22 protein-coding genes are annotated in these 25,689 nt (G+C 41.8%); 13 read left to right on the top strand and 9 right to left on the bottom strand.

All coding sequences use genetic code 11. The features are described from left to right. Window positions 1-11: 11 nt before the first annotated feature. The 4 genes from H8B21_RS03660 to H8B21_RS03645 all read right to left on the bottom strand — a co-directional run bounded on the left by H8B21_RS03660 (window position 12) and on the right by H8B21_RS03645 (window position 2,125). Window positions 12-689, bottom strand: coding sequence for an OB-fold-containig protein (locus H8B21_RS03660; RefSeq protein WP_190312408.1), 678 nt, complete (start codon window positions 687-689; stop codon window positions 12-14). 82 nt (window positions 690-771) lie between these two features. Further along, on the bottom strand, window positions 772-1,023 hold the full coding sequence (locus tag H8B21_RS03655) for a PLDc N-terminal domain-containing protein (RefSeq protein WP_190312407.1): 252 nt from the start codon (window positions 1,021-1,023) through the stop codon (window positions 772-774). Between the two features lies 1 nt (window position 1,024). After that, on the bottom strand, window positions 1,025-1,723 hold the full coding sequence (locus H8B21_RS03650) for a PspA/IM30 family protein (RefSeq protein WP_190312406.1): 699 nt from the start codon (window positions 1,721-1,723) through the stop codon (window positions 1,025-1,027). A 12-nt stretch (window positions 1,724-1,735) separates the two neighbouring features. After that, on the bottom strand, window positions 1,736-2,125 hold the full coding sequence (locus H8B21_RS03645; protein WP_190312405.1) for a type III secretion system chaperone family protein: 390 nt from the start codon (window positions 2,123-2,125) through the stop codon (window positions 1,736-1,738). An 89-nt stretch (window positions 2,126-2,214) separates the two neighbouring features. Here H8B21_RS03645 and H8B21_RS03640 point away from each other — a divergent pair, with 89 nt between their 5' ends. After that, window positions 2,215-2,874, top strand: a complete 660-nt coding sequence (locus H8B21_RS03640; protein ID WP_190312404.1) for a helix-turn-helix domain-containing protein — start codon at window positions 2,215-2,217, stop codon at window positions 2,872-2,874. Between the two features lie 358 nt (window positions 2,875-3,232). Here the strand turns inward: H8B21_RS03640 and uvrA are convergent, their stop codons facing one another. Beyond that, window positions 3,233-6,082, bottom strand: a complete 2,850-nt coding sequence (uvrA, locus tag H8B21_RS03635) for an excinuclease ABC subunit UvrA (RefSeq protein ID WP_190312403.1) — start codon at window positions 6,080-6,082, stop codon at window positions 3,233-3,235. Between the two features lie 172 nt (window positions 6,083-6,254). On the opposite strand from uvrA, the gene H8B21_RS03630 reads away from it, so the two are divergent. The 3 genes from H8B21_RS03630 to H8B21_RS03620 are packed head-to-tail and all read left to right on the top strand — an operon-like array spanning window position 6,255 to window position 8,545. Next, entirely contained in the window at window positions 6,255-7,295 is a 1,041-nt protein-coding gene (locus tag H8B21_RS03630) for a DUF2157 domain-containing protein (protein WP_190312402.1), read from the top strand. A gap of 31 nt (window positions 7,296-7,326) precedes the next feature. Then, complete coding sequence (locus H8B21_RS03625) at window positions 7,327-7,596, top strand: PqqD family protein (protein WP_190312401.1); 270 nt, start codon at window positions 7,327-7,329, stop codon at window positions 7,594-7,596. Window positions 7,597-7,612: 16 nt separating this feature from the next. Beyond that, the gene (locus tag H8B21_RS03620) at window positions 7,613-8,545 is read left to right on the top strand and encodes a hypothetical protein (protein ID WP_190312400.1); all 933 of its coding nucleotides are present in this window, start codon (window positions 7,613-7,615) and stop codon (window positions 8,543-8,545) included. Window position 8,546: 1 nt separating this feature from the next. On the opposite strand, the gene H8B21_RS03615 is transcribed toward H8B21_RS03620, so the two are convergent. After that, on the bottom strand, window positions 8,547-8,963 hold the full coding sequence (locus H8B21_RS03615; protein ID WP_190312399.1) for an OsmC family protein: 417 nt from the start codon (window positions 8,961-8,963) through the stop codon (window positions 8,547-8,549). A gap of 240 nt (window positions 8,964-9,203) precedes the next feature. Between H8B21_RS03615 and H8B21_RS03610 the strand changes: the two genes are divergently transcribed. The 8 genes from H8B21_RS03610 to H8B21_RS03575 all read left to right on the top strand — a co-directional run bounded on the left by H8B21_RS03610 (window position 9,204) and on the right by H8B21_RS03575 (window position 21,119). After that, entirely contained in the window at window positions 9,204-9,773 is a 570-nt protein-coding gene (locus H8B21_RS03610; RefSeq protein ID WP_190312398.1) for an RNA polymerase sigma-70 factor, read from the top strand. Between the two features lie 126 nt (window positions 9,774-9,899). Beyond that, window positions 9,900-11,078 carry a FecR family protein gene (locus H8B21_RS20795; protein ID WP_190312397.1) on the top strand — a complete coding sequence of 393 codons (1,179 nt, stop codon included), beginning with the start codon at window positions 9,900-9,902 and terminating at the stop codon, window positions 11,076-11,078. Window positions 11,079-11,241: 163 nt separating this feature from the next. Then, a complete protein-coding gene (locus H8B21_RS03600; protein ID WP_223814815.1) occupies window positions 11,242-14,754 on the top strand; it encodes a TonB-dependent receptor in 3,513 nt (1,170 codons plus the stop codon). Window positions 14,755-14,774: 20 nt separating this feature from the next. Beyond that, window positions 14,775-16,574 (top strand): RagB/SusD family nutrient uptake outer membrane protein, encoded by a 1,800-nt coding sequence (locus H8B21_RS03595; RefSeq protein ID WP_223814814.1) that lies wholly within the window; start codon window positions 14,775-14,777, stop codon window positions 16,572-16,574. Continuing rightward, on the top strand, window positions 16,571-17,530 hold the full coding sequence (locus H8B21_RS03590; protein WP_190312395.1) for a sugar phosphate isomerase/epimerase family protein: 960 nt from the start codon (window positions 16,571-16,573) through the stop codon (window positions 17,528-17,530). The genes H8B21_RS03595 and H8B21_RS03590 overlap by 4 nt, the downstream gene beginning before the upstream one ends. 12 nt (window positions 17,531-17,542) lie before the next feature. Next, window positions 17,543-19,252 carry a BACON domain-containing protein gene (locus H8B21_RS03585; RefSeq protein ID WP_190312394.1) on the top strand — a complete coding sequence of 570 codons (1,710 nt, stop codon included), beginning with the start codon at window positions 17,543-17,545 and terminating at the stop codon, window positions 19,250-19,252. A 6-nt stretch (window positions 19,253-19,258) separates the two neighbouring features. Further along, entirely contained in the window at window positions 19,259-20,161 is a 903-nt protein-coding gene (locus H8B21_RS03580; RefSeq protein WP_223814813.1) for a DUF4886 domain-containing protein, read from the top strand. A gap of 70 nt (window positions 20,162-20,231) precedes the next feature. Then, window positions 20,232-21,119: a glycerophosphodiester phosphodiesterase family protein gene (locus H8B21_RS03575; protein WP_190312393.1), complete on the top strand. Its 888-nt coding sequence runs from the start codon at window positions 20,232-20,234 to the stop codon at window positions 21,117-21,119. Window positions 21,120-21,172: 53 nt separating this feature from the next. Here the strand turns inward: H8B21_RS03575 and H8B21_RS03570 are convergent, their stop codons facing one another. Then, entirely contained in the window at window positions 21,173-22,477 is a 1,305-nt protein-coding gene (locus H8B21_RS03570; protein ID WP_223814812.1) for an SGNH/GDSL hydrolase family protein, read from the bottom strand. A gap of 2 nt (window positions 22,478-22,479) precedes the next feature. Next, on the bottom strand, window positions 22,480-23,706 hold the full coding sequence (locus tag H8B21_RS03565; RefSeq protein ID WP_223814811.1) for an OmpP1/FadL family transporter: 1,227 nt from the start codon (window positions 23,704-23,706) through the stop codon (window positions 22,480-22,482). A gap of 124 nt (window positions 23,707-23,830) precedes the next feature. Here H8B21_RS03565 and H8B21_RS03560 point away from each other — a divergent pair, with 124 nt between their 5' ends. Further along, on the top strand, window positions 23,831-25,003 hold the full coding sequence (locus tag H8B21_RS03560; protein WP_190312940.1) for a trans-sulfuration enzyme family protein: 1,173 nt from the start codon (window positions 23,831-23,833) through the stop codon (window positions 25,001-25,003). Between the two features lie 56 nt (window positions 25,004-25,059). Here the strand turns inward: H8B21_RS03560 and tpx are convergent, their stop codons facing one another. Next, complete coding sequence (gene tpx / locus H8B21_RS03555; protein WP_190312392.1) at window positions 25,060-25,557, bottom strand: thiol peroxidase; 498 nt, start codon at window positions 25,555-25,557, stop codon at window positions 25,060-25,062. Window positions 25,558-25,689: the final 132 nt, after the last annotated feature.

Raw genomic sequence — 25,689 nt, 5'->3', positions numbered from 1 at the left:
TATTAGTTTAATTATATGTTTTCTAGTGTGATTTCTTTCTTGACGTAATAGAATTTTTTGTCGACGCCTTCATTGACGACAACAGCCTGTTCGCCATATGCAATCTTTTCTCCATTTTCACTTTTTACATTGAGCTGGATAATATCGCCACCAATAAAGACTTCCAGCCAGCCTAAACGTTCGCCTTCGATGGTAGAGCGCATTTTGCCTGACCGCCCCAGAAAGTCGTGTGCTTCTTCCCCGGTATAACCCACTTTTTTGTATAGTTTCACTAAAGGAATGGTGACATAATGCATCAAAAAGAACGTGAGTACCAGCACGGGAATTAATATCAGAACGGACTTCCACCCAAATTGTGCAAGGTTGAAGAGGATGGACGACGCAATTGTAACGATCCAACCGATAAATTTAAATAAGGTGACAATGACCATAAACGGTGCTTTGCCCACGTTGATAAAATCCATCGCTTTGGATAAGAATGAAGGCTCGCCGTCGGTGTTTGCATCGGCATCGTCTGGCATGTCGACTTCGTGGACATCGGCGCCCTCAAACGCGACATCAGCTTCGCCAAAGTCAAATCCATCGCCTAACAACATCGTGAAGAGCCAATAGAGCAGAGAAATGCCTGTCAACACGGTCATGATGGCATTAGGAAGTGGATGGAATAAAAGGTTTATTACGTCTGCCATATGGTTTTAGATTTTGTCCATTTTCATTCCCCAAAATCCGGTTGGTTTTATGACAATGGTTTTGTATTCAAACTTTTTCATATCAATATCTTTGTCGTTTTAGTGGATAGTTTTGTCTTAATACCAGGTAATATATCATAGAGCCTATAAGCGGTGCGAATACAATTAACAGAATCAGTAATATTCTATCTGTTGTTTTATTGCCGAACTCTCTTTTGAATACATCAAACAGTGCGATGATGGCAAATATTAAAGGAGCTATCCCCGCGATAGCGAAGACGAATAAGAAAATGACTTCTTGTGTGCCTATGTTTACAAATAATAAGGGGTCCATATTATTCTCCTTTTTTTAGTTGTTGTTTCAAACTTTCCAGCTCTTCCTCTGCGGACTTTTCTTTACTTTTTATCTCTTTCTCGTCGTGTATGGTGTTCTGTCGTGCAATTTCCTCATACGCTTGGGCTAGGTCTTCACTGTGGTCTGCTTTGTTCTTCATGCGTTCAAGCATGACGATTGTTCCGTGTGTGTCCATAGTGGCGATATGACGGTTAGCGAGTTCGGAAGCCTGCGTAACTTTCTGCTTTGCCTTTAAAATTGTCAATTCTTTCTCCCATTTGGAAATGTTATAGCGTAAAATTTCCAATTTTTGTGAAATTTTTTCCACAACTTCTCCTTGACTTTCGATTTGGTCTTGCAAATTGTCCAGTTCCGCCAGTAAATCCTGCTTGTATAATAAAGCTTCTTTAGCCAGTCGGTTCGCTACGTTGATTTCCAATTCGCCTGCATGGTGTTTCAATAATATTGTCCTAGCTTTCTCTTCCATCTGTTCGGCGTGTCGACGGTTATGTTCCGCTTTGTTGGACAGACGTATTTTAGAAGCTTTAGCTTGAGCTAATTGTTCTGTAATATCGGCGAGTTCTTCTTTCAAGTCCCGGATACCTTGTTCAACCATGTGGATAGGATCTTCCATTCTATCGACCAATGCGTGGATTTCTGATTGCCCTATCTTTAAAAGTCTTTTGAAAATGCTTATCATATACTTGTTTCTTTAATTCTTTGAAAATGCTATCAACTGTTCATAATACTCGCTGAGCAATAAAGAGAGCGAATTGATGGCTGCATCGAATTCGTTCTGATCGATATTATGCGCCTGCAATGTGTAGCGGAATATCACTTTTTTGCCATCTTCCGTAACGGCAAAACCTCCGTGTATAATATCCCGGTTTTTTATGAGCAATGCTTTGAAAGTCGCAAGATTGTCCGATCGCAAGGTAAACAGGTATTGCTCGAAAATAATAACTGGTGGCGCAATCCCAATGATCAAATTACGGATACTATCCGCATCACTTTCAACGATGAAGAAGCCTTCTTGCTCACTATTTTTGCAGATGGTGAATCCAATGTCTTCTATATATTTTTTTATTTTTTGAAACAGCATAGCCGATTAAATTGTATATTTGCTCATAAACTTTGCATAAAAATAATAAATGCAAAAATATTTTGCAAATAAAAATAAAAAAAGTTTGAATGAGTCAGATCGGAAGTAACATAAAAAAGCTTAGAAAAGTGAAGGGATTAAGTCAACAGGCTTTTGCTGATTTGTTTAGTTTGACACGTGGGAATATCTCGTCATATGAAGAACGACGAGCCGAACCAAAAATTGAGGTTATTTTGCAGATTGCAAAATATTTTAGCATTCCCGTTGCGCAATTGCTGGAGAAACAACTAACGGTAAACGAGATTTTAAACTTTGAGGACTATTTTGAAGATAGTACGACCCTCATGGCAGCCAAAAATATGAGCGCCGTACCCTTTATAGGACGAGAAAATTTCTTGCATGCCAATCGAAAAATAGACGTAACCAACATGCCGAAAATCTATTTTCCGATTTATCATAAACAAAACTTTCTCGCGTTAGAAAACTGTTCTTTTATTCCCAAGCCACTGATATTTCCATTTGAAGAAAATGCCATTCTATTTTTTGAGCCTGTAGAAATTGCGATTCTACATACACTTGATCAACACTATGGTGTTTATTTGGGAGCTGATGAACTATTTTTTGGTCAATATCAAACCAATGGTAATGATATTGAGCTAATCTTGAACGACTGGATGAAAAAGGGATTTGCTGCGGAAAAGAAATCTTATTTCTGGAAGCTTTACGGTAAGTTTGAAAAAGTTGTTTAGTTCTTTTTTTTCGTAAAAAAGAACCAAAAACCTCGTCGCTTCAGATATTTGAGAGGAGTGGATAGTACTAAGGATGAGTTGATACATGCCTCAAATATCTGGATGCGACATTTAGTGTTAATAGGGGGATTGTACAAATGCGTTGCTGAACGAGATCAATATTGCTTAGCGGTTGTGCGGAGTTAAAACGGCCTTGAACTTTTCCGCGGCCATTTTTCTGAAGGCTATTCCGTTAAAAACAAAATACTGTTTGAGCGAAGCGAGTTTATTTTGTTTAGGGATAGTCAAAGAAAAATAGCGGAAACGTTCTCAGCCTTGATTTTTTTTGCTTCGTTTTTTCATCAAGGAAAAAATGAAGTTAAGAAAACTCTGTTTTCAAAAACCTGGCTGTTTCATTCCCTTTCTGTTTGATGAGATCTTCCGGCAACCCGGCAAACATTAATTGTCCGCCATTTTTACCGCCTTCGGGACCCATATCAATAACCCAGTCCGCGGTTTTGACGACGTCTAGATTATGCTCAATGATCAATACGGTGTTTCCGCGATCTACTAATCGGTTAATAACACCCAATAAAACATTGACGTCTTCAAAGTGCAGACCTGTTGTTGGCTCATCTAAGATGTAGAACGTATTGCCCGTGTCTTTTTTCGACAATTCGGTAGCCAGCTTCACCCGTTGTGCTTCTCCCCCTGACAGGGTAGTAGACGATTGTCCTAACGTGATATAACCTAACCCTACATCTTGTAGCGTTTTGATCTTTCTATAAATGGAAGGGATATTTTCAAAGAAATCCACTGCTTCGTCAATACTCATATCCAGTACGTCTGAAATAGATTTTCCGCGGTAACGAACTTCTAGTGTTTCGCGATTATAACGCTTTCCGTGACAAGTTTCGCATGGAACTTGTACATCGGGTAAGAAATTCATTTCGATGATCTTCATGCCCGCCCCCTGACAAGTTTCGCAGCGTCCGCCTTTAACGTTAAAAGAAAAACGACCAGGCTTGTAGCCTCGTATTTTTGCTTCCGGCAATTGTACGAACAAGGTGCGGATATCCGAGAACACACCAGTATAAGTCGATGGGTTGGAGCGCGGCGTACGTCCTATCGGACTTTGGTTGATTTCGATAACCTTGTCTATATGTTCAAGCCCTTCTATCTTTTTATAAGGTAGCGGTGTGCTTTTCGCACGGAAAAAATGTTTATTTAAAATAGGATAGAGCGTACCCGTGATAAGACTGGATTTTCCCGAGCCGGATACACCTGTTACCAAAATTAATTTTCCTAAAGGAAAATCTACTTGGACATTCTTCAAATTATTTCCAGAAGCACCTTTTAGCGATAATGTTTTGCCATTGCCTTGACGTCGTTTAGTCGGGATAGCGACTTCTTTCTGCCCGTTGAGATAACTGGCGGTCAACGTATCAGCTTTCATAATCTCTTTTGGAGTTCCTTGAGCTACCACGCTTCCTCCGTGTATACCTGCCTCCGGTCCCATATCGATCACGTAATCAGCCTGTAGAATCATGTCTTTGTCATGCTCCACAACCAACACCGAATTGCCAATATCACGCAGGTTTTTCAGCGAATTGATCAACCGTTCGTTATCCCGTTGATGCAATCCGATGCTCGGTTCGTCCAGAATATACAAAACATTCACGAGTTGAGAACCTATTTGTGTCGCCAGTCTTATACGCTGTGCTTCACCACCAGAAAGTGTTTTGGAGGAGCGATCTAAAGTAAGGTAGCTTAGTCCGACATCCAAGAGGAAACCTATCCTCGCACGAATTTCTTTTAGAATTTCGGCAGCAATAGTGTTTTGGCGTTCGTTGAGTCGGCTTTCTATACCATCAAACCAATCATGTAGTGCAGTGATATCCATGCTGGCCAGCTCGTGAATATTCTTTTGGTCTATTTTGAAATGTAAAGACTCTTTTTTCAAACGAGCACCTTCGCAGGTGGGGCACACAACTTTCGTACGGAAATCTTCTAAGATAGGCGCATCGTCTGAACCTCTGCCGTTTATTTCTTCCAACATATCGAAGATACCTGTAAACTGTATCTTGTATTCGCGCGCACCATAACTTCCGTAAGAAACTGTGAGGCTTAGCGGCTCTTCACCTCCAAAAAGAAGGGTATCCAGTTGTTCCTCACTTAGCTTTTCGATAGGGCTGGTCAACGAAAAGTCCAGTTTCTTGGCCACAGCCTTCACAACCTGGAACGTCCAAGAGTCACGTGATGGGCCTAAAGGAAGAATAGCACCCTTTTGTATACTCCCTTTTTTATCGGGGATAACAATGTCTTTGTCTATTTCGAATATATAACCGAGTCCATCACATTTTGGACACGCGCCATACGGAGAGTTGAAAGAGAAAGTGTTCGGCTGTGGTTCATCGTAAGAGATGCCCGATTCTGCATCCATCAGGTAGCGACTGAAAAAATGCTCCCGTCCGTCCTTGTTCGCAATCTTGATAATACCTTTGGCTACTTTCATAGCTTGCATAACAGATGCATATAGCCTTTTTTTATCCCCTTCGCTTGCGTATAGCCGATCTACAACCGTTTCAATATCGTGAATTTTATAGCGGTCGACCTGCATTTTGGGTACGAGGTCTAGAATTTCACCATCTACGCGCACCTTCGTGTAACCTTGTTTGCGAATTTGTTCAAAAAGCTCACGATAGTGCCCTTTTCGTCCTTTTACAACAGGAGCTAGAATATATATAGGTTCATCACGGAATTCAAGTAATATCCTGTCTACAATCTGCTCTTCCGACATGCGCTGCATGAGTTTGCCAGTCACGTAAGAATAAGCCTCGCTTGCCCTTGCATACAGTAATCGAAGGAAATCGTAGATCTCCGTGATCGTTCCAACGGTTGAGCGTGGATTCTTGTTTGTAGTTTTCTGTTCGATGGATATCACAGGGCTTAGCCCTGATATTTTGTCGACATCGGGGCGTTCCATCCCTCCTAAAAACTGTCGGCTATAAGCCGAGAAAGTTTCCATATAACGACGCTGTCCTTCTGCGTAAATCGTATCGAATGCCAACGAAGATTTACCGCTACCGCTTAGCCCGGTAATCACGACTAATTCATTGCGAGGAAAACTAACGTCGATATTTCTGAGATTGTGTACGCGCGCGCCAAATACCTCAATTTCACGTTGTTCACCTAAATCTATATGATTGTGCTGCTTGGTAGAGCTCATGTTGTATTGTCCTGAATTTTGAAGGTACAAAGATACGGAATTTTGGTGTGGAATTGTAAAGTCGTGAAGATGTAAAGTCGTGCGAACCCCGGGCTCATCTTTAGATAATCACGAGTTACAAAAATAATTGGCTGGTAATTTGTACCTTGGTTGTTTAAAAACAAAACAGCGCGTGAAAAAACTGGATTTGACAAAACAGGAACGAGAAGTCGTTGAAAACGCACTTAACCACTGGGAAGAGTCCAATTTATTGGAAGCTGGTAAGGTGGAAGAGCTGAAGCAGAATATTGACGAAAGAGGTTTCGAATGGAAACATTTAGCACGATACGCGTTCTGGATAGCATTGGTGTCCCTCATTTTTGCAGTATTTTCACTTTTTGCGGACGATACACTGATTCGTTTTGTGGAACGTTTTTATGAGACACCAAATATTGTTTTTTGCCTGTTTTTTGCGGGGCTCGCGGTGCTTTTTTATTTTCTGGGTTTCCGCAATAAAAAGCGATATCCGGAAAAAACATTTTCCAATGAAACCCTTATGCTCGCCGGTTCTTTTGCAACAGCGGCATGCATCGGTTTTCTTGGACAGGTATTGGATCGAACGACAAGCCATTATACACTTCTTTTTCTGTTGTCGATTGTAATATACGGCATCCTGTCGGTTAAGCTTAACTCAAAACTGATATGGGTATTTACGTTAGTGGCTCTTGGCATCTGGTTTGCAACGGAAACAGCTTACCACAGCAATTGGGGTTTTAAGTTTTGGGGGATGAACTATCCGCTGCGTTTTACATTGTTTGGATTGATTTTAACCACTTTTGCAGTGTGGGGGCAGGAAAAAATAAAACCGCTGAAACCTTTTCAATCAACAAGCTATATCGTTGGATTATTGTATACGATGATTGCTTTGTGGTGTCTTTCTATCTTTGGGAATTACAGTGATTTCGATGCCTGGACACAAGTTCGCCAATACCATATCCTTTATTGGGGAATCCTGGCTATCGGGCTTTCGTTAGGATTGGCGTTGTACGGGATGAAAACAAAAGATCACGCTTCGCGCGACATAGGTTTCGTATTTTTCATCCTTAACCTCTATACCCGCTTTGTGGAATATTTATGGGATAACATCAATCGTACGATATTCTTTCTCCTATTGGCGGGGTCATTTTGGTTTGTGGGCAGATGGGCTGAACGGATATGGCGCAAAGAAAAGTGATTTATCGGAAATAATGTTATTTTTGTTCATTATGAAGTTAAGACAAGACTTAGTCCTTAGGAAAGTTGGGGACGACTATATTATGGTAGACCCTAGTCAAGGTATGGTAGACCTTTCTAAAGTTCATACCCTTAATGAGACGGCTGCGTGGCTCTGGGAACAATTATCGGGTAAAGAATTTGATGGGGATGACGTGGCGGATCTGTTGTGCGATCGCTACGATGTTACACACCATCAGGCAAACTTGGACGCCATCGCGCTCCTTGAAGAATTCGAGAAAGCTGGTCTTTTGGAAGCATAGGATAGATTAAAAAAATATGGAAGCCAATACAGTATTGGAATTGACAAACCATTATTATGAAATCGCAGGTTTACAACTGGAATTACGTTTTCCTTCAGCGTTAAACTTAGATCATATTTTACCTTCTTTTGTCGGTTTTCGTGTGGAACATAGTAACAAAACATCTGCTGCGGTCGTAACCTTTAGGGAAGAGGAGGTGCCCTCGGAAGAAGAATGGGGTACGCTTCGAAGCGATATCTCGCTGGTGTGGGGAGACAATTTTCGTTTCTATGAGCAGAAAGATGCATTTGTCACATTGATCAAACATAAAATAAAGGACAAGCAATGGATGATGAAGAGCACGAAGGATTTCAGGGAATCCCGCATATATGGTAAAGCAGACGATCTGCGTATGGGTGAGTTTGTCAGTTGGTTGTTGATGGTGGTTTTTGGTCAGGTGGGATTGCAGCATCGGCTGATATTGATCCACGCTTCCGTTATTGCCTACCAACAAAAGCAAGGGGTAGCCTTTTTGGGGAAAAGTGGCACAGGAAAGAGTACGCATAGTAGGCTTTGGCTACAACATATTCCAGATACCGAATTGCTAAACGATGATAACCCCGTTGTGCGACTTGAAGAAGATGGTAGGGCCATAATATATGGAACGCCATGGAGTGGGAAAACACCGTGCTACAAAAACAAATGTGTAGAGTTAAAAGGTTTTGTGCGACTGGAACAAGCTCCATTAAATAGGTTTACATGGAAAAAAGGTATGGAAAGCCTAGTTGCTGTCCTTCCAAGCTGTACTGCCCTCCGTTGGAATAAAGATCTATTCAACGCTATGACAGATACGCTCTCGCAATTAGTAGAGCAAGTAAATGTGGGATACTTGGAATGCCTCCCCGATGCAGATGCCGCAAGGACGTCGCATAACGCATTTTTTGAAGAAAAGGTAGAAACTGGTTTGTAACCTAAGTAATTTTCAAACTATAGGTAATCTCCACACCGCCCGCAGCTAACATATCATGGACAGAGCAATATTTCTTTACCGCTAGTTCCGCAGCCTTTTGTACTTTTGCTTCGTCAAGTTGCCCTTTCAGCGTAAAAGTGATATGAATGTGGGTGAAAATATTAGGAATTTCTTCTCGACGCTTCCCTTCTACCTCAACCTGTATGTCTTCTATGGTTTGACGCTGCTTCTTTAGGATACTGGAAAGATCAAATACGCTACAGGAACCTAAAGCCATCAATACCAGTTCCATCGGGCGTACACCCTTTCCTTCACCGCCGATACTCTCAGAACCATCAATATTTACTTTTACATCGGCAAGTTCGCTCGAACCCTCGAAATGAACTGCTTCGTTTTTACGTTGCAAATGGATTTTCATTCGAATAAATTATCTATGAGTGTTAAATGTTAAATCTCAATTGTATAGATGAGCTCGTTACACTCGGTTTGTTTTTTTTAAATGCTGTTAAAATTACGCAAAAGTTTCGGAAAAAGAGTTTTTTGACGACTTCACATGGAGTTTACAGATATTTAATATGAACTGGTTATCTTCGTTGCCGTAATCAATATTAAAATATGAAAAATTTTTTACCTTTATTTGCGCTTTAACCAATAAAAAATGAACAGAGTTTCCGAGGATATACTTTATAAACTGATACGTGGCAACCGCGCTGCGTTTAATACGGTATATGAAGTATATTCTCCAGCAGTATTTGACGTTGCGTTCAAAATACTACGTGATCGCGTTTCGGCAGAGGAGGTCGTGCAAGAGTGCTTTGTGAAACTTTGGCTCAATAGAGAAGTTATAAATCCAGCCTATGAGCTGTGGTATTATCTTTATGTGATGTGTAAGCGGTTATGTTTCAATGTTCTTCGTAACGAACGTGTTGCTAAGGAAGCAGTGCAAAACATAAACCCAATAGCTGCGGTGAATGATGTGGAAGAAGGGCTTCATTATACAGAGCTGCAAAACTTGCTTCAACGCCATATAGACAATCTACCGGAAAAACAGAGAATTGCTTTTTATTTAAGTAGAGAAAAAGGCTTATCTCATCAAGAGATAAGCTATAAGATGGGAATTTCTCAAAATACCGTTAAAAACCATATCAGCCAAGCACTGAAATATCTCCGTAAGAAGTTGATGAATATCGACTATACCGCTTTCCTCTTTTTCTTTCTTTTTTTCTGATGTATCGGTTTCAGTGATTATTGTTCTTCTTTATTGCAATAGCTGAAATAGTATATCCGATTTTTTTATTTTTCTACTAGTACCTCTCCCTGGGTTAGGTGTACATAGTATAAATAGTGCACAACAGTGGATAAAAAACGCATTAATATATTATTCCAAAAGCATCTAAAAGGCGAACTCACTCTGGAGGAGCGAGAAGAGTTGAAACAAGGGATGCAAATGCTGGATGAAGATACATTTTCTGCATGGGTCGATGAATATATCGCAGTGGAGGAAAATCACGATTTTTCTAAAGATACCGTTCGTGATCGTATAAAAAATCGTATTGCGGCGCAGGATAGAATTACACCTATCCGCCGCCTAATCAAACATCCACTGATAGCTATAGCTGCGATGCTATTTTTAGTACTTTCCGTTGTGTTATGGCTGTATAGGACCGGAGAACATCAAGAATCGCTAAAACTTGTTGAAAAAAGAGGGAGGTTAAATGCAGAGGAGCTTATTCTACCGGATGAAGAAGAAGCTATGGTAACACTAGCAGACGGTACCCAAATGGTGTTCACTACGGTTGATACCGTTCGACATAAAGGATTGGAGATCGTACGCACAGCAGATGGAAGTCTCGTGATGAAACAGGAAAATTCGGAGCAGCACTATTTTGGCGAAGATGCTCGGCATAGAGTGGTAGCACCAAAAGGAGTCGCATTGCATGTGGTACTTCCGGATAGCTCTTCGGTATGGCTTAACTCGGGCTCTTCTATTAGTATATGGGCATCATACAATCAACAAAATCGTTCAGTCGAGTTGAGTGGAGAAGGATATTTTGATGTTCAACACGATAAAAATAAACCTTTCTATGTGACGGCAAAAGATGTCGAGGTGAAAGTCTTGGGGACAGTGTTTAATCTTTCTGCCTATGATTTGGATAAAGAAGTGAAAGCTACGCTGATAGAAGGAAAAGTCGATGTATCTGCTTCCCGGAATTCACTGATTCTACGGCCAGGTGAACAGGCCGTTGTAAGAGAGGATGCCTCGATGCAGCTACACAAAGACGTCAATATAAACTTAGTTATGGCATGGAAGGACGGCTTTTTTAGATTTCGGGATGAACCTATTGCTAACATTATGCGTGAACTACAAAAATGGTATCCTATTTCGGCTGTTGAAATACCTGAAGGGAATATGGATAAGTTTACGGGAAGTATACGGCGATCAAAAAAATTAACGGATATCCTCGCCGCGATAGAAGAAGTTTCAGATTTATCTTTTGTTGTAAAGGAAGGGAGGGTTATCGTTATGAAATAACTTTATAAGAAAACAAAAAGGAGGTGCAGCAACACCTCCCGAGCAGTAAATGGAAATCAACAGTTAATTATTACATAAATTACCAAATACCTAATGTCAAATGTATAAAAATATTGCCGCATTGTTGCCAATGAGGCAACAAATGTATAAGTATCTACTTATTATGAAAATGCTTTTTGTCCTGCTGTTTGTATTAGCCATGCAAACCAATGCCTCGACTTATGCGCAAAAAATAAGCTTGTCTGTAAATAATGTGGAACTATCTGATGTATTGGATCAAATTCAAAAGCAGACCAATTTGGATTTCTTATATAATGCCTCCCAATTGGAAAACGTATCTAAGATAGATTTAGATGTGAAGGGAGCCGATCTGCAAAAAGTATTGAATACCTGTCTTACACCACGTGGATTGGTATACGTAATACAGAATAACACGGTGCTGATTAAAAAAGCTGAACCCATCGGCATGGATGCATATATATTAGATGTACAACAACAGGTTAGCGGCGTTGTACGAGACGAACAGGGTTCCTCAATCAGTGGGGCATCTGTGTTATATCGAAACAGCAATATTGCTGGAGCTACCGATGATAATGGACGATTCGTGCTTCGAATTGACCAACTTGAAGGAGAGTTATTGATTACAGCTCTTGGCTATGAAGAGCAAGTGGTGAGTTTTAGACAAGGTCAGGAAATCCAGGTGACGCTAAGAGAGCTCATCAGTGACCTTGATGAAGTGGTTGTGGTGGGATATGGTACACAAAAAAGAGCTAACCTAACAGGTGCGGTAGCCCAGATAAATGCGGAGGATATTGCGTTACGCCCAGATGCCAACATTAGCACAGCGTTACAAGGATTGATGCCCGGTCTCAATATCCAGATCAACACCGGTGATCCGACTGCGACGCCCGATATTAATGTAAGGGGATTCAATTCCATCAATGGGGGCAGTCCATTAGTTCTGATCGATGGAATTGAAGGGAATATTACCCGTGTTAACCCTAATGATATCGAGAGCGTTACTGTACTGAAAGATGCCGCTTCCGCAGCCATCTATGGTGCCAGAGGATCTTTTGGGGTGATACTCATCACGACAAAAGCAGGTAAGGCAGGTGATCTAAAAGTCGAATATACCAACAATTTTGGTTGGACAACGCCGACTACACGCACGGATTATATTTCTGATCCGTATGTATACGGAAAGACAATAGATGCAGCCTTGTATGGCTATAATGGCGCTTCATATACGGGTTATAACGACATGGATTGGGAAACCATCAGGTTGGTTGCAAACGGCCAGATAGAGCCTTTTCATGAATTGCAATCAAACGGAACGTATAAGTTCTTCTATAATACCAATTGGTGGGATTATCAGTTTAAACAATATCAACCCTCTAGCTTTCATAATATTTCAGTTTCCGGAGGTTCCGAAAAACTGAAAGGTTACCTTTCGGGACGCATCTTTAACCGTGAAACTATCAACAATATTGCAGACGATGGGGACATGGATCGTTATAACATCAAGACCAATATCACATTTACGCCCAACCATTGGTTGGAAATATCCAATAATATTCAGTTTATCAACGAATACGATAAAGAATATGGTGGGTTCAGAAATGGTTATGGCGGTTTGTGGAGCACCACGTCCTGGTACAACCTTTTCCCTTTTTTTCCGACACATGTCGATGGAATTCCTGTCGATGTCGGCAACAGTGGAACGGGTGGACAAGGAGGACAGGCGGCGATGGAAGGACGTAACAACTGGATGAAATTCAATACGGAAGAGTTTACAAATACCTTTCGTGTGAAAGCACGTCCTGTGGAAGGTCTAGAACTAAACCTAGATTATAGTCACCGTTTTGACAATACCGGAAGAACCTATCGGTACAGTGAATTTGAATATTATTCAAATAACCGTTTAGATTACACCACTGCTGGTATCAATAGACTAGGAGAATGGCGCTGGAAAGATAAATACAGGGCATTAAATATTTTTGGTACTTACCAAAAGACCGTTCAAGACGACCACAGTTTTAAATTATTGGTAGGATTTAACCAAGAGGAATTTGAACGTGATAGAATTGCCGCGCAAATGAACGGTCTGCTGATTCGAGATCTGGCAAATCTTTCTTTGGGAACCGAAATGTATAATATGGAGGGCTCTACACTCGATTGGGCTGTGCAGGGATATTTCGGACGCTTCAATTATGATTACCGAGGAAAATACCTTTTGGAGGTTAATGCTCGCTACGATGGTTCATCGCGTTTTCCGGGAGAAAGCCGTTGGGGGTTCTTCCCTTCTGTTTCGGCCGGGTGGCAGTTGGATCGTGAAAATTTTTGGGAACCTATCCGCCCATATCTATCCTCGATGAAAATTCGCGGATCATACGGACGTTTGGGCAACCAGACTGTGGGGGTAAACACCTTCAAGCAATTGATGAACGTTGGACGGGCAGACTGGTTGGATAATGGCGAGCGTATTATCTATGCTGACTCACCCAGCCCTTTGCCTAGGGTGGTAACTTGGGAGGTGACGCAAAGTTTAAACTTGGGAACAGATTTAGGATTGCTCGACAATCGCTTGTTCGTAAATTTCGATTGGTTTAGGAAAGTGACGGATGGTATGTATCTTCCGGGTACGCCTTTGCCAGCCGTGTTTGGAGCGGCCGAGCCGAGAGAAAATTATGCCGCATTGCGCAACAATGGTTTTGAATTGGGACTTAGTTATCGTGACCAGTTTGATGTTGCTGGCTCGCCATTACACTTCAATGTATCTGCTAATGTATCCAACTTTAAAGGATACATTACACGCTATGATAACCCAAGAGGACTGATGAGTACGTATTGGGAAGGACAACGTCTCGGAGAGATTTGGGGGTATCGCGTTGCCGGACAATTTCAATCCGATGAGGAAGCGAGAGCCTATCAAGAATCATTCAGCAATCCGGGAAACAGCTTAGGACAGGTTTATCACTACGAACTGAATGTCGTACAAAATAGTGAATGGAATCGACTCAGAGCCGGAGATTTGAAATACTTGGATCTCGATGGCGACGGTCGTATTGATAGAGGCGAATATACACTGGAAGATCATGGAGATTTGGAACCTATCGGAAACGCAATGCCGCAATATTTATTCGGTATGAATATGCAGGCGCGTTGGAAAAATGTTGATTTCTCAATGGCAGTAGCTGGTGTAGGACAACAACATTGGTCGCCTACCGGCGATCTTTTCTGGGGATCTTATGCCAGACCTTATCTGTCGTTTATACGAAAAGATTTAATTGAAAATGCTTGGTCACCTGAAAATCCGGGAGGGATGTATCCGCAGATAGAGAGAGGATATGCCGCTTTAGGGGATAATCGTTCTATGTATGAAGCGAATGATTACTTGTTGCAAAATGTTGGTTTTTTACGGGTTAAAAACCTAACAGTTGGGTATACGATTCCACAAAAGTGGACGCAGAGAGCGAAGGTTGATCGGTTGCGGGTGTTCTTCAGCGGGGAAAATATTTTTACGTGGGCATTTGGTGGCTTGACGAAATATATTGATCCGGAACAGGCAGGTTCCGCGGTTAATTTCTCTAACCCTGGGAATGCAGTGTCCCGTGCCGATTTGAGGGATTATCCAATGGGAAAAACGTTTTCTTTTGGTGTTAATTTAAGTTTATAAAGAGTATAGACCATAATACGATGATAAAGAATATAAAGAACATGAAATATATTCAACTTGGTATTTTAACTATTGCTTGGCTTGGTTTTTCTTCCTGTGAACGGGATTTTTTGGATCGGCCGGCGAAAGATCAGGTAGAAGCGGAGTTTTTCTTTAATACCGCCAAAGATTTGGAAGTGGCGACGAATAACTTCTATTCAATATTGCAGACAACGGAGGTGTATAGAGATGATGCAGCTTCGGATAATATAATGCCACTGAGCCCGAACAACAGGATCCGGGGAAACCGTATCGTGCCTACTGCAAAAGGTAGTGGAGGATGGTCTTGGGGAGATTTGCGTGATATCAATTATTTTTTGGAGAATTACCATCAGGTGGATGACGAGGCCGCAAAGGCGCATTATGGTGGCGTTGCTCGTTTTTTTAGAGCTTATTTTTACTTTGAGAAAGTGAAGCGCTTTGGCGATGTCCCATGGTATGGTAAGGTGTTGGCTGCGAATGACCCCGATCTGTATAAACCGCGTGATTCGCGACAGCTGGTCATGGATTCCGTAATGCGAGACATTGATTTTGCGATTGCCAATATCCCGGCGGAGAAAACACTTAACCGTATTTCAAAATATACCGCGATACTCTTGAAAGCACGCATCGGTTTGCATGAGGGAACTTTCCGAAAATATCACAAGATCAGTGGATATGAACCTTTTCTAGAAGCAGCTGTAGAGGCGGCTGAACAGCTGATTGCCTCCAGAGCGTATACATTATTTACCACGGGAGGTCCGACAGAGGCATACCGCAATCTGTTTGCTCGCGATAACCAAGATGCGGTGGAGACAATCTTAGCAGCAGATTATGAACGTGGTTTGCGTACACATAATGATATAAATCAGTCGATGACCAGCCCAACTTTTGGAGCCTATGGAATCAATAAAGATATGATAAATTCCTATCTGATGAAAGATGGGTCAAGGTTTACAGATAAGTCCAATTACCAAACTGTAGGATACTTGGAAGAGTTTCAAAACCGTGACCCGCGTATGGCGCAGACAACAGCTCCACCGGATTTTACGGTTATTGGTGAAACCAGGCCGGAGCCGGTTACCCTAGCCGGAACAACAACAGGCTATCGTGTCATCAAAGCGTTGCTCGACAGGGATCAATGGATGTTGGCTCACTTTGATCTTATTTTATTTCGCTATGCGGAAGCCTTATTGATTTTGGCGGAAGCGAAGGCTGAATTAGGCACATTGAACCAAGCAGATCTCGACCGTACAATCAACCTATTACGGGCACGTGTCGACATGCCGCCATTAAATATGGCCGCGGCAAACGCCAATCCGGATTCGTATCAAGAGGCACACTATTTAAATGGCGTTGCAGGTCCCAAGGTACCGATTGATGCGGCAAATAAGGGAGTCATTCTCGAAATCCGGCGGGAACGTCGTATAGAGTTGTTCAACGAAGGTCATAGATGGGACGATCTAATGCGTTGGCGAGCCGGTAAAAAGCTGGAACAGCCCATTGTAGGAATTTATTTTCCCGGAGTAGGATCATATGATTTCACCGGAGACGGTGTGGCGGATGTTTATGTGTATAGTGGGAGTAGTGCCGGAGCACCACCAACAGTGACATCTATGATTGATATTCAACAGCGTACACTGCGTGACCCCTTGACAGGAAACGGTAGTGCTACTTCCGGCAATTTAGATCCTTTTCCACTGGGTGGAAGCTTTGATGAAGAACGGGATTATTATTACCCCATTCCGCTTGAGGATCTTAATCTGAATGATAATCTGGAACAAAACCCATATTGGAAATGATAATACGATATACTATTCTTGCTTTATTAGCATGTTTTACATTAGGTTGCTCTTCTTCTGGGAAAGAGGACGTTAAACCTGAACCCGACGAAGTGGAGGTACCGGAGAAATTGGAAATAGGTTATTCTTTAGGTGTTCGGAACTTCACAAATGAAATACTAGCCTACGCCAAATCGGTGGGTATCGACCATGTAGAAGCAGCCGGCATGAACTATTTTTTTGATAGTAACGGTGAACTGTCGCAAACGGAAGGTACGATGCAAAGTATTTTTAATAGTGCGAAAGCAGCAGCAGATGCAGAAGGAATAAACGTTTCGTCTATTCACATGGCGTATAGTGAGAAGATGGATTTATCTCTCATCAACGAAGAAAGCCGCAAAAAAGTTGTACAAGGACATATTAAACTACTGGAATACATTAAAGTGTTAAAACCTGATTATATTCTAGTGCACCCCAGCTACTACCTTGACCCGCCTAATCAACGGGAGCAGCGCAAAAGCCAACTGCTGAAATCACTAAACGAATTGAATGAAGCAGTAAAGGCAATAGGTTCGACGCTAGTAGTTGAAAATATGCTTGGTCCAGAATTGATGGCGGGGCAGCGAGAGCGTCCGTTGATGCGTACGGTGGAGGAATGCGTCGAAATAATGGGACGCTTACCTAGAACTATCGGATTGGCAGTGGATATGTGCCATATAAAAAATCCGGAAATATTGATTGAACGATTAGGCGATCGTTTAATGACGGTTCATGTCAGCGATGGCACCGGGCGGGCTGAAAACCATTGGTTTCCCTGTTCTGGGCAGGGTGAAAATGACTGGAACGCTATATTGAGCGCTTTGGACAAGGTTGGTTATGAAGGTGTATTCATGTATGAGTGTAATTTTGATGACGTAAAAGATTTAGTGAATTGCTATAACACCCTGCATGCAAACTATGTACAATCTTTAAAATAAAAAACAAAAATTATGAATCGTATAAAAAAACAACATATCGTTAAACAATTATGTATTTTATTGCTTTTGGTTGCTACGGCGCTAAGCTGTAAGAAAGATGAAAAGTTTAATGACGAACTTATTGTAAATGGTGATCGCTTAGAGGTGTCGAGTGGGGGAGGATCGTATGTTCTGGATATAGTCACAACAGCTACATACGAGGCGAGTGCCGATGTGAATTGGATAACGATCGAAAACAATACCGGTGAAAAAGGTAAACATAAAATCGCATTGACCGTTGATCGTAATGATGACAACGAACGAACCGGTACCATCACGATACGCTCTGGCAATGCGGAAATACGCGAGATTATCGTTATGCAAGAGTCGGGGGCTGTAAATGTGATATATGTGAAAGAAAATGGAGCGGGTGATGGAAGTTCATGGGAAAGTGCTACCGATTTACAAACCGCGCTTACACAAGCTACGAGTGGTAGCGAAATTCATATCGCTGCCGGTACATACCGACCAACTCAAACAATCACTAACGGAGATGAAGACGATGAAGCCGATAACACATTTGAAATCAACAAAAACATAAAACTTGTTGGTGGGTATCCTGTAAATGCTACGGCAAGCTCAACGCCAGACGCCGCACAAAACCTAACTATATTCTCCGGCAAGCTCAACTCAGGTACAGAAGTATACCACGTTGTCACGGTAACGGCTCCAAAAGTGGATGATATGCAGGTTGAAATTCAAGGTGTTACGATTCGGGATGGAAATACATCAGACCGTTCTACAAGAATTACGGTAAATGATATTGGTTATACTCGTGGATACGGTGGAGGTATGAATATCGGTGGAAGTAAAATTGTGCTGCGGCAAGTAATCGTAACCGAAAATAAAGCAACGGATAGAGTAGGTTCACAAGGGTATGCGACAGGAATGTTTGTTCATAGTGGAGCAGAACTATATATGTTTGATTCGCATGTTACTAAAAACGAAGGGTTTGGAAACGGTGGTGGACTGTGGTTAGATCGCTCTAATGCATATATGTACAACTCTACATTTAATGATAATACGACGACAGGTACAGCAGGTGCGGTACATGGGTATCCGGATACCGATATCTATATGTACAACTGTGTGATTTCGGGCAACCGTAACAACGCTTACGGAGCTGGGTTCTATGTGCGGCAGAATTCGAACGGATACCTGGTAAATTGTCTGATTACAGATAATATTTCTACTTCAGCTAACGGAGGGGGAGGTGTAATGTTATACAATAATACAGAAGTACACTTAATCAATACCACGGTAGTTGGCAACGAGGCCGCTGGGCCAGGAGGCGGTGTTTATAGAAGAAACAATATCAATCACCTAACGGTTGTGAATTCTATTATTTCAGGTAACAAACAAGTCAGTAGCAGTGGTGATATTGATGCTTTTGAAGAGGGAGCAGTAGCACCTGTTATTAAAAATTCGGCTATCGGCACAGCGATATATAGTGCGGGAGGAACAGTACAATCGGGTGAAGCATTTAATGCGTCTACTATGTTAAGCAATCAGTTCTTACCGATCGGCTCAAATAATCCGGCATTGACCTTTGGCATGAGTAGTACCGCGCTGAAGGACTTAGCGAATGAATATAATCCTGCTTTGGATGAGAATTTGATCGTGCAAGATCTTCATGGAAATGATAGAGGTTCCAAAACAACCATGGGGGCAATAGTAGAATAAATAATCATGAAGAATATAATAAAACAGTTTGTCTTTATTTTAGCGATAGGGATGATGTCCGGGTTCATCTCCTGTGATAAAGATGAGAAACAGACAGAAATCGAACAACCTTCTCCCGAAGAGGAGAAGGTTGTTAAGGTACTTGCTATCGGAAACAGTTTTTCTGAAGATGCGCTGGAAGGATACTTGTATGAGTTAGCCGAAGCAGCAGATAAGACAATTGTAATTGGGAACTTGTATATCGGTGGTGCAACCCTAACCACACATTGGGAAAACGCCAGCGCAGACAATGCTGCTTATCAATATAGAAAAATTGATCGTGAAGGTAGACGTACCAACGAACGAAATATACGTATACGGACGGCTATCATGGATGAAGAGTGGGATTATATCGTCCTACAACAGGCGAGCTCTTTGTCCGGAAGATATGTAACTTATAGACCTTTCTTAACCGACATCGCGAAATATGTAGAGGAGCATGCAACGAATCCTAATATGGCGTTAATCTTACATCAAGTTTGGGCATATGCCCAGCATTCGACGCACAATGGGTTTGCAAACTACGACAATGATCAGCTAACAATGTACAAAGCTATTGTAGAAACCGTGGAAAGAGCGAAAGACTTGGCAAATATCAGTTTTGTAGTGCCGACAGGTACAGCCATTCAAAACGGACGTACGAGTGCTATCGGTGATCGGTTTGATCGGGACGGATATCATCTTGATCTAGGCATAGGGCGGTACACCGCCGCATGTGTTTGGTTCGAAGCACTTTTTGATGAAAGCGTACTTGGAAATTCATACAGACCGACGGATGTATCGCCTAAAGAAGCAGAAATCGCCCAAAATGCTGCTCATCGGGCTATGGAAAAACCGAATGAGATTAGCGAAATGGCAGACTATAAATAGGTATACCTATTAGGTATAAATATAATATCTTTGTCAAAGCAGATGAATTTTTCTCATAAATCTTAAGAAAATGAAGAGATATTGTATAATCGTAATATTCTTGCTTCAGATCCAAGCAATATTTGGACAAGTTGATAAAATAAGGCAAGCTTTGGTGGATCGTGATGAAACAAATGTGATGGTAGTTTCCCATCGTGGAGAATGGAGACAGGCACCGGAAAACTCACTCAAGGCAATCGAATTGGCGATTGAAGCAGGTGTGGATATTGTCGAGATCGATATTGCGAAAACGAAAGACGGTCAGTTGATTCTTATGCACGATAAAACCTTGGATAGGACAACGACGGGAAAAGGCAATGTAGCAGAGTGGACTCTTGATTCGTTAACAGTGTTGAAACTGAAGAACGGCGCAGGGCTACGTACACACCATAGCATCCCGACATTGGAAGAAGCCCTACTTCTTGCCAAGGGGAGAGTGATGTTAAATCTGGATAAAGCTTACGATTTATTTGATGAGGTTTATGAACTATTGGAGAAAACAAATACGGTCGATCATATTATCATGAAAGGAAATAAGGATGTGGCCACTGTCAAACGTCAATTCGGGCGATATTTGGATAAGGTAATTTATATGCCTATAGTAAATCTAGATAAACCAAACGCCAAAAAAATAATTGATGATTTCAATGACGAAATAAATCCGGTAGCGTTTGAATTAGTTTATAAAGAAACGACTAATAAATTGCCCTTACAGCTTGCTTATGAATTGAAAGGAAAAAATCTATTGTGGTACAATACGCTTTGGGATACGTTGGCAGGTGGGAACGATGACGACAAGGCTGTGGAAAACCCCGACGCTTCCTATGGATATTTGGTAAATACGTTAAATGCTAGGATTATACAGACCGATCGGAGTCCGTATTTGATTACCTATCTTAAGAAAATCAATAAGAAATAGATGGTTTATTTCCTAGTGCAAAAAATAAACACTTTTGCACTAGGAAATTTTCACTAAGGAAACTTCACTCCCCTATATTTTGAAGCATCGACTTTTGGAATTCTACTGCTGTATTGTTTATTTATGGCTTCAATAAAAAGGTTGGCGATAATGGCATTTCCCATTGGTGTGAGATGCACGCCGTCTAGCGAAAAAGCATTTCCCGTAATAAATGATGCATTGACGATCACTCCATTGTAAACAATACCCGGATCTTTAACGCGATTGAGATAAGTATGCGCATCAGCCAACGCCAAGCCCTTTTCTTCCGCGACCTGTTTAATGATGTCATTAAACGCCTTTACACGAGCCTGAATAGCCGTCACCTCATCGCTGTCCAGCACGTATTGGCTTTCGACAGGATTATCGGGGTATAAACCATATGGGTAGGGACTTTCCGCTGATGTGCTACCTAGCAATCCCGCCGATGCAAACGGCAGTACAAATAAGTCATTATCTGAGGCTGCTCTAGGTGTACCTGTTCCGGTTTCGATATAAATGTCCTGGACGTCTTGCCCGCTCTCAGCTTTTATGGCAGCGATCAACGCTGCCCGTGTCACGGTGGTGAAAAAAGGAATGGCTGTTACATCAGGAATAGTCGCCACCACACCTTTCCGATCGTTGGTTGTCAATGCCCCAATAAAATCTCTGTATGTCTGCTCAAACATTGCCGTTTCCGTCAATACCGTGGTAAGATCACCTTGATTCGTTACGGCACCGTTCATGGCATAACCCAAAACATCGTTGTTTCCTAGCCAAAAACTGAAAAATGTGTGGTCTCTTCCGGTGGCAAAATCCATATACGTTTTTGTTCCTACATCTCCATCTTGCAATAAGCGCTCAAAATACATGTTTGCGGCACTGAAAGGACCGAATTTGGAGAGGTCTAGTCGCATACCCGGAACACCTAGGTTTTCAATATCTCCTGTGTGCTTGCTGAGCTTCCCCGGTTCACGATAAGCTAAGTTATCGGTAACGTTCTCCAACACAGGTTGCCCATTGACAAGATCTTTAAGTCGTAAGTAGCCCGAACCACTACGTTCATTTTCAGAGAAAAAAGGACTTCTAAAATCACCTCCACCCACTTGCCGCAGTTGTTCGGCAATAAGATTAGGAAATGCCACCTGTTGTCCTTCAAGGTATAATCCGCCATCGGCAAATCCCGCTGTTAATGAATTTCCAACCGAAATATATTTTGAGAAATTCGCCTCGCCGGATGTGGTTTGAAAGCCTTCAATTTCGGGTTTACAGGAAGAAGCTACAAGGGTGGATAAGATACCAATGTATAGCGCTATATTTTTGAATATTCTTTTCATCATCACTACCATTTATAAGTTAAGGATATGCCAGGAGCATGAATATTTGTTTTGTATGTACCAGAAAGTCCGGTGTTTGCACTAGTTACTGTACGCTCTAGAATGTGTTGGAAAACGTAAGCGCCGGTAAGATCCCATCGGTCATTAATATCGTACGTAAATCCTATAGATCCCATCATACGATTGTTGTCCGGAGTTTCAGGGGATACATAAGGTCCTCGAACGGGACTATATACATATCCTCCCCCTACCCGCAGATCGAGGCGATCAGATGCTTCATAATTGACGCCCACTTTAGCAGAAAGAGCATTTTCATATTTTTTTTCCTGCCTTGTATCTTCTAGCACCGGTGTATTGTCTTTGTAATCGAAAACAAGTTCTTTATATACACTGTAGCCAATGAAAGTAGCATCCGCCGCAATATCTACCCGTTCACTGGCAGGAAATGTAAGTCCCACGTTGAATGAACTTGGTAATGGAAGCTCCGCTTCAAATGTCGTGTTGGGGAAGGAAGCAGCTAATGCAGGGGGCACGGTAAATTGAGCATCGCCATCCTTAAGCTTGGTGATAACCTGGGAACGGTAACTTAACGAGATTGCAAAATCATCTTCTAGATTATAATGTACACCGACATTAAAGCCCATACCGGTACCTACTCCCGAAAGCTCAGCCCGTCCGGGTGTGCCATCTGCCGCAGCTATTGGAATGGATCGTGAAAGATCGACCAAACCTACATTGTAGACAAAGCCTCCACCGATACCGAAGTTTTCTGTTAGTTTGAAACTTAATGTCGGTTGGATATATATAGCGCGCATTTGTAGGTGGTTCAATTCATATCGGCCAGGCCACTGATCACCCCAATCGACAGAACCGCCAAACGGTGTATATACCCCAAGACCGGCTTTCCACCATGAATTTTGAGGGCCGAACGTTGCAAATACAGAAAATGGTGGTGAGATTTTAAACTTGGTGTGGTGCACATCATTGCTATTAAACTCCCGGAATGCCGAGCGGTACATGATAGCGCTAGCTCCTACGGATACGGCATTATGATCCATTTTTACTAATGCGCCGGGACTGTAGAAAATGGAAGTTTCATCTACAAAAAGTGCGGATCCCGCACCAGCCATACCGACGGCTTTTTGGCCTTGTGTGTTTACCTGTGATCCCTGTGCCCATAACATGGTTGGGCTGGCAAGTAACAATCCTAGTAGTAGTTTCTTTATCTGCATAATTGTTTTTTAGATAAAACGCATTAATAGGTTTATAGATTCCTAAATAGTAAGGTAGCAAACTATATGCCAGCATAATATTTTATATCCATAAAATATGGAAAAAACTTTAACTTTGTCCGTTATGGAGAAAGATCAATCTAAAATCATAAGGGAGCAAGCGCCACGATCAGCAACGAGAGAGCATTCCGTTCCCTTGTATTTAACATCGAGTTTTATTTTTGATAGTGCCGAGCAAGGTCGGGCCATTTTTGCCGAAGAAGAAGATGGAATGGTATATTCGCGTTATGCAAATCCTAATACAGCCGAATTTATAAACAAGGTTTGTATTATGGAAGAGGCAGAGGCTGGTCTGGCATTCTCTTCTGGAATGGCAGCTGTTTTTGCTTCTTTTGCCGCATTTATCAGACAGGGTGATCACATCGTCTCTGCCCGGGCTCTTTTCGGCTCAACCCATCAGCTTTTGACACAATTGTTCCCGCGTTGGGGAGTGACACATACCTATGTGGATGCGGTAGATAATGACGCATGGGAACGTGCAATCCAACCTAATACGAAAATAGTTTTTCTTGAATCTCCTTCTAATCCCGGCTTAGAGTTAGCTGATTTAGCTTTCTTGGGATCTTTGAAAGAAAAGTATCCCCATGTTATTTTTGCGATTGATAATTGTTTTGCTACACCGTATTTGCAAAAGCCGTTGCAATATGGCTTTGATCTTTCCATCCATTCTGCGACAAAATATATGGATGGACAGGGACGCGTATTAGGTGGCGTTATCGTTGGAAAGCAGGATTTGATTGATCAGTTAATGTTCTTTATACGTCATACGGGACCGGCAATGTCTCCTTTTAATGCTTGGGTATTATCAAAAAGCCTAGATACATTAAGTCTGCGGATGGATAGACATTGTAGCAATGCACTGGCATTAGCTAACGTGTTAGAAAAACATACAGAGATAGTAGATGTGAAATATCCTTTTTTACCATCACATCCGCAATATGAGTTGGCTACTAAACAAATGAAAGCCGGTGGTGGTATTGTTACCTTTGAAGTAAAAGGTGGGGCAGCACGAGCCTTCCGGTTTTTAGATGCTTTACAAATGATTTTGTATACTTCCAATCTTGGCGATGCACGCTCTATCGCAACGCATCCGGGTTCTACTACACATTCAAAGTTGACCGAAAAAGAACGATTAAACTTAGGGATCAAACCAGGAAGTGTCCGTCTCTCAGTGGGCATTGAGGATAAAGACGATATTATAGCAGATATCTTGCAAGCTTTGGAAGCTTCTAAGTGATTGGTAACTCGTGATTCGTGACGGTCTTTTCTAGTCACGAATCACGAACAATGAATTTACAACGCTGCGAGCGCCTTATCGTAATCTGGCTCTTCTGTTGTTTCAGCAACCTGCTCTATATAAGACACCTTGCCTTCTTCGTCAATAACGACAACCGAGCGACTTAATAGGCCGGTCAAAGGACCATCTACAAACTTAACCTGATAAGCATCTGAAAAATTACTGTCCTTATATTCGGAAAGGGTAATAACGTTTTCTAAATTTTCTGCGGCACAGAAGCGTCCTTGTGCGAAAGGAAGGTCCCGTGAGATGCACAATACGACCGTGTTTTCCAATCCTGAGGCTTTTTCGTTAAACGTACGTACTGACATAGCGCATGTGCCCGTATCTATGCTTGGAAAGATATTTAACACAACTTTCTTTCCTTTAAAGTCGCCCAAACTTTTCTCGGATAAATCGCCTGCGGTCAATTTGAATTCGGGAGCAGAAGACCCCACTGTGGGTAAATCACCTTGTGTATGTACTGCTGTTCCTTTAAATGTAATTTTAGCCATGATTTCTAATTTTAAATGAGATTATTAAGGTACGAAATTTTAACTAATAATAGTTAGTTAAATTCTAAGAGCGAGTTAGCCGGAGTTTGAGGGGGTATAGACTAACTTAAAGATTATAAAGAAACATGAAAA

This window comes from Sphingobacterium chuzhouense (assembly GCF_014692525.1).
Taxonomy (GTDB): Bacteria; Bacteroidota; Bacteroidia; order Sphingobacteriales; family Sphingobacteriaceae; genus Sphingobacterium; species Sphingobacterium chuzhouense.
This window is presented reverse-complemented; position numbering and strand designations above follow the sequence as displayed.

Bases quoted from the DNA above. Each gene is read 5' to 3' on its own strand.
- H8B21_RS03620 (WP_190312400.1), top strand. From the start codon at position 7,613: ATGGAAGCCAATACAGTATTGGAATTGACAAACCATTATTATGAAATC.
- H8B21_RS03575 (WP_190312393.1), top strand. From the start codon at position 20,232: ATGAAGAGATATTGTATAATCGTAATATTCTTGCTTCAGATCCAAGCA.
- H8B21_RS03570 (WP_223814812.1), bottom strand. From the start codon at position 22,477: ATGATGAAAAGAATATTCAAAAATATAGCGCTATACATTGGTATCTTA.
- H8B21_RS03640 (WP_190312404.1), top strand. From the start codon at position 2,215: ATGAGTCAGATCGGAAGTAACATAAAAAAGCTTAGAAAAGTGAAGGGA.
- H8B21_RS03580 (WP_223814813.1), top strand. From the start codon at position 19,259: ATGAAGAATATAATAAAACAGTTTGTCTTTATTTTAGCGATAGGGATG.
- H8B21_RS03600 (WP_223814815.1), top strand. From the start codon at position 11,242: ATGAAAATGCTTTTTGTCCTGCTGTTTGTATTAGCCATGCAAACCAAT.
- tpx (WP_190312392.1), bottom strand. From the start codon at position 25,557: ATGGCTAAAATTACATTTAAAGGAACAGCAGTACATACACAAGGTGAT.
- H8B21_RS03560 (WP_190312940.1), top strand. From the start codon at position 23,831: ATGGAGAAAGATCAATCTAAAATCATAAGGGAGCAAGCGCCACGATCA.
- H8B21_RS03655 (WP_190312407.1), bottom strand. From the start codon at position 1,023: ATGGACCCCTTATTATTTGTAAACATAGGCACACAAGAAGTCATTTTC.
- H8B21_RS03590 (WP_190312395.1), top strand. From the start codon at position 16,571: ATGATAATACGATATACTATTCTTGCTTTATTAGCATGTTTTACATTA.
- H8B21_RS03625 (WP_190312401.1), top strand. From the start codon at position 7,327: ATGAAGTTAAGACAAGACTTAGTCCTTAGGAAAGTTGGGGACGACTAT.
- H8B21_RS03585 (WP_190312394.1), top strand. From the start codon at position 17,543: ATGAATCGTATAAAAAAACAACATATCGTTAAACAATTATGTATTTTA.
- H8B21_RS03615 (WP_190312399.1), bottom strand. From the start codon at position 8,963: ATGAAAATCCATTTGCAACGTAAAAACGAAGCAGTTCATTTCGAGGGT.
- H8B21_RS03650 (WP_190312406.1), bottom strand. From the start codon at position 1,723: ATGATAAGCATTTTCAAAAGACTTTTAAAGATAGGGCAATCAGAAATC.
- H8B21_RS03645 (WP_190312405.1), bottom strand. From the start codon at position 2,125: ATGCTGTTTCAAAAAATAAAAAAATATATAGAAGACATTGGATTCACC.
- H8B21_RS03660 (WP_190312408.1), bottom strand. From the start codon at position 689: ATGGCAGACGTAATAAACCTTTTATTCCATCCACTTCCTAATGCCATC.
- H8B21_RS03595 (WP_223814814.1), top strand. From the start codon at position 14,775: ATGATAAAGAATATAAAGAACATGAAATATATTCAACTTGGTATTTTA.
- H8B21_RS03565 (WP_223814811.1), bottom strand. From the start codon at position 23,706: ATGCAGATAAAGAAACTACTACTAGGATTGTTACTTGCCAGCCCAACC.
- H8B21_RS03610 (WP_190312398.1), top strand. From the start codon at position 9,204: ATGAACAGAGTTTCCGAGGATATACTTTATAAACTGATACGTGGCAAC.
- uvrA (WP_190312403.1), bottom strand. From the start codon at position 6,082: ATGAGCTCTACCAAGCAGCACAATCATATAGATTTAGGTGAACAACGT.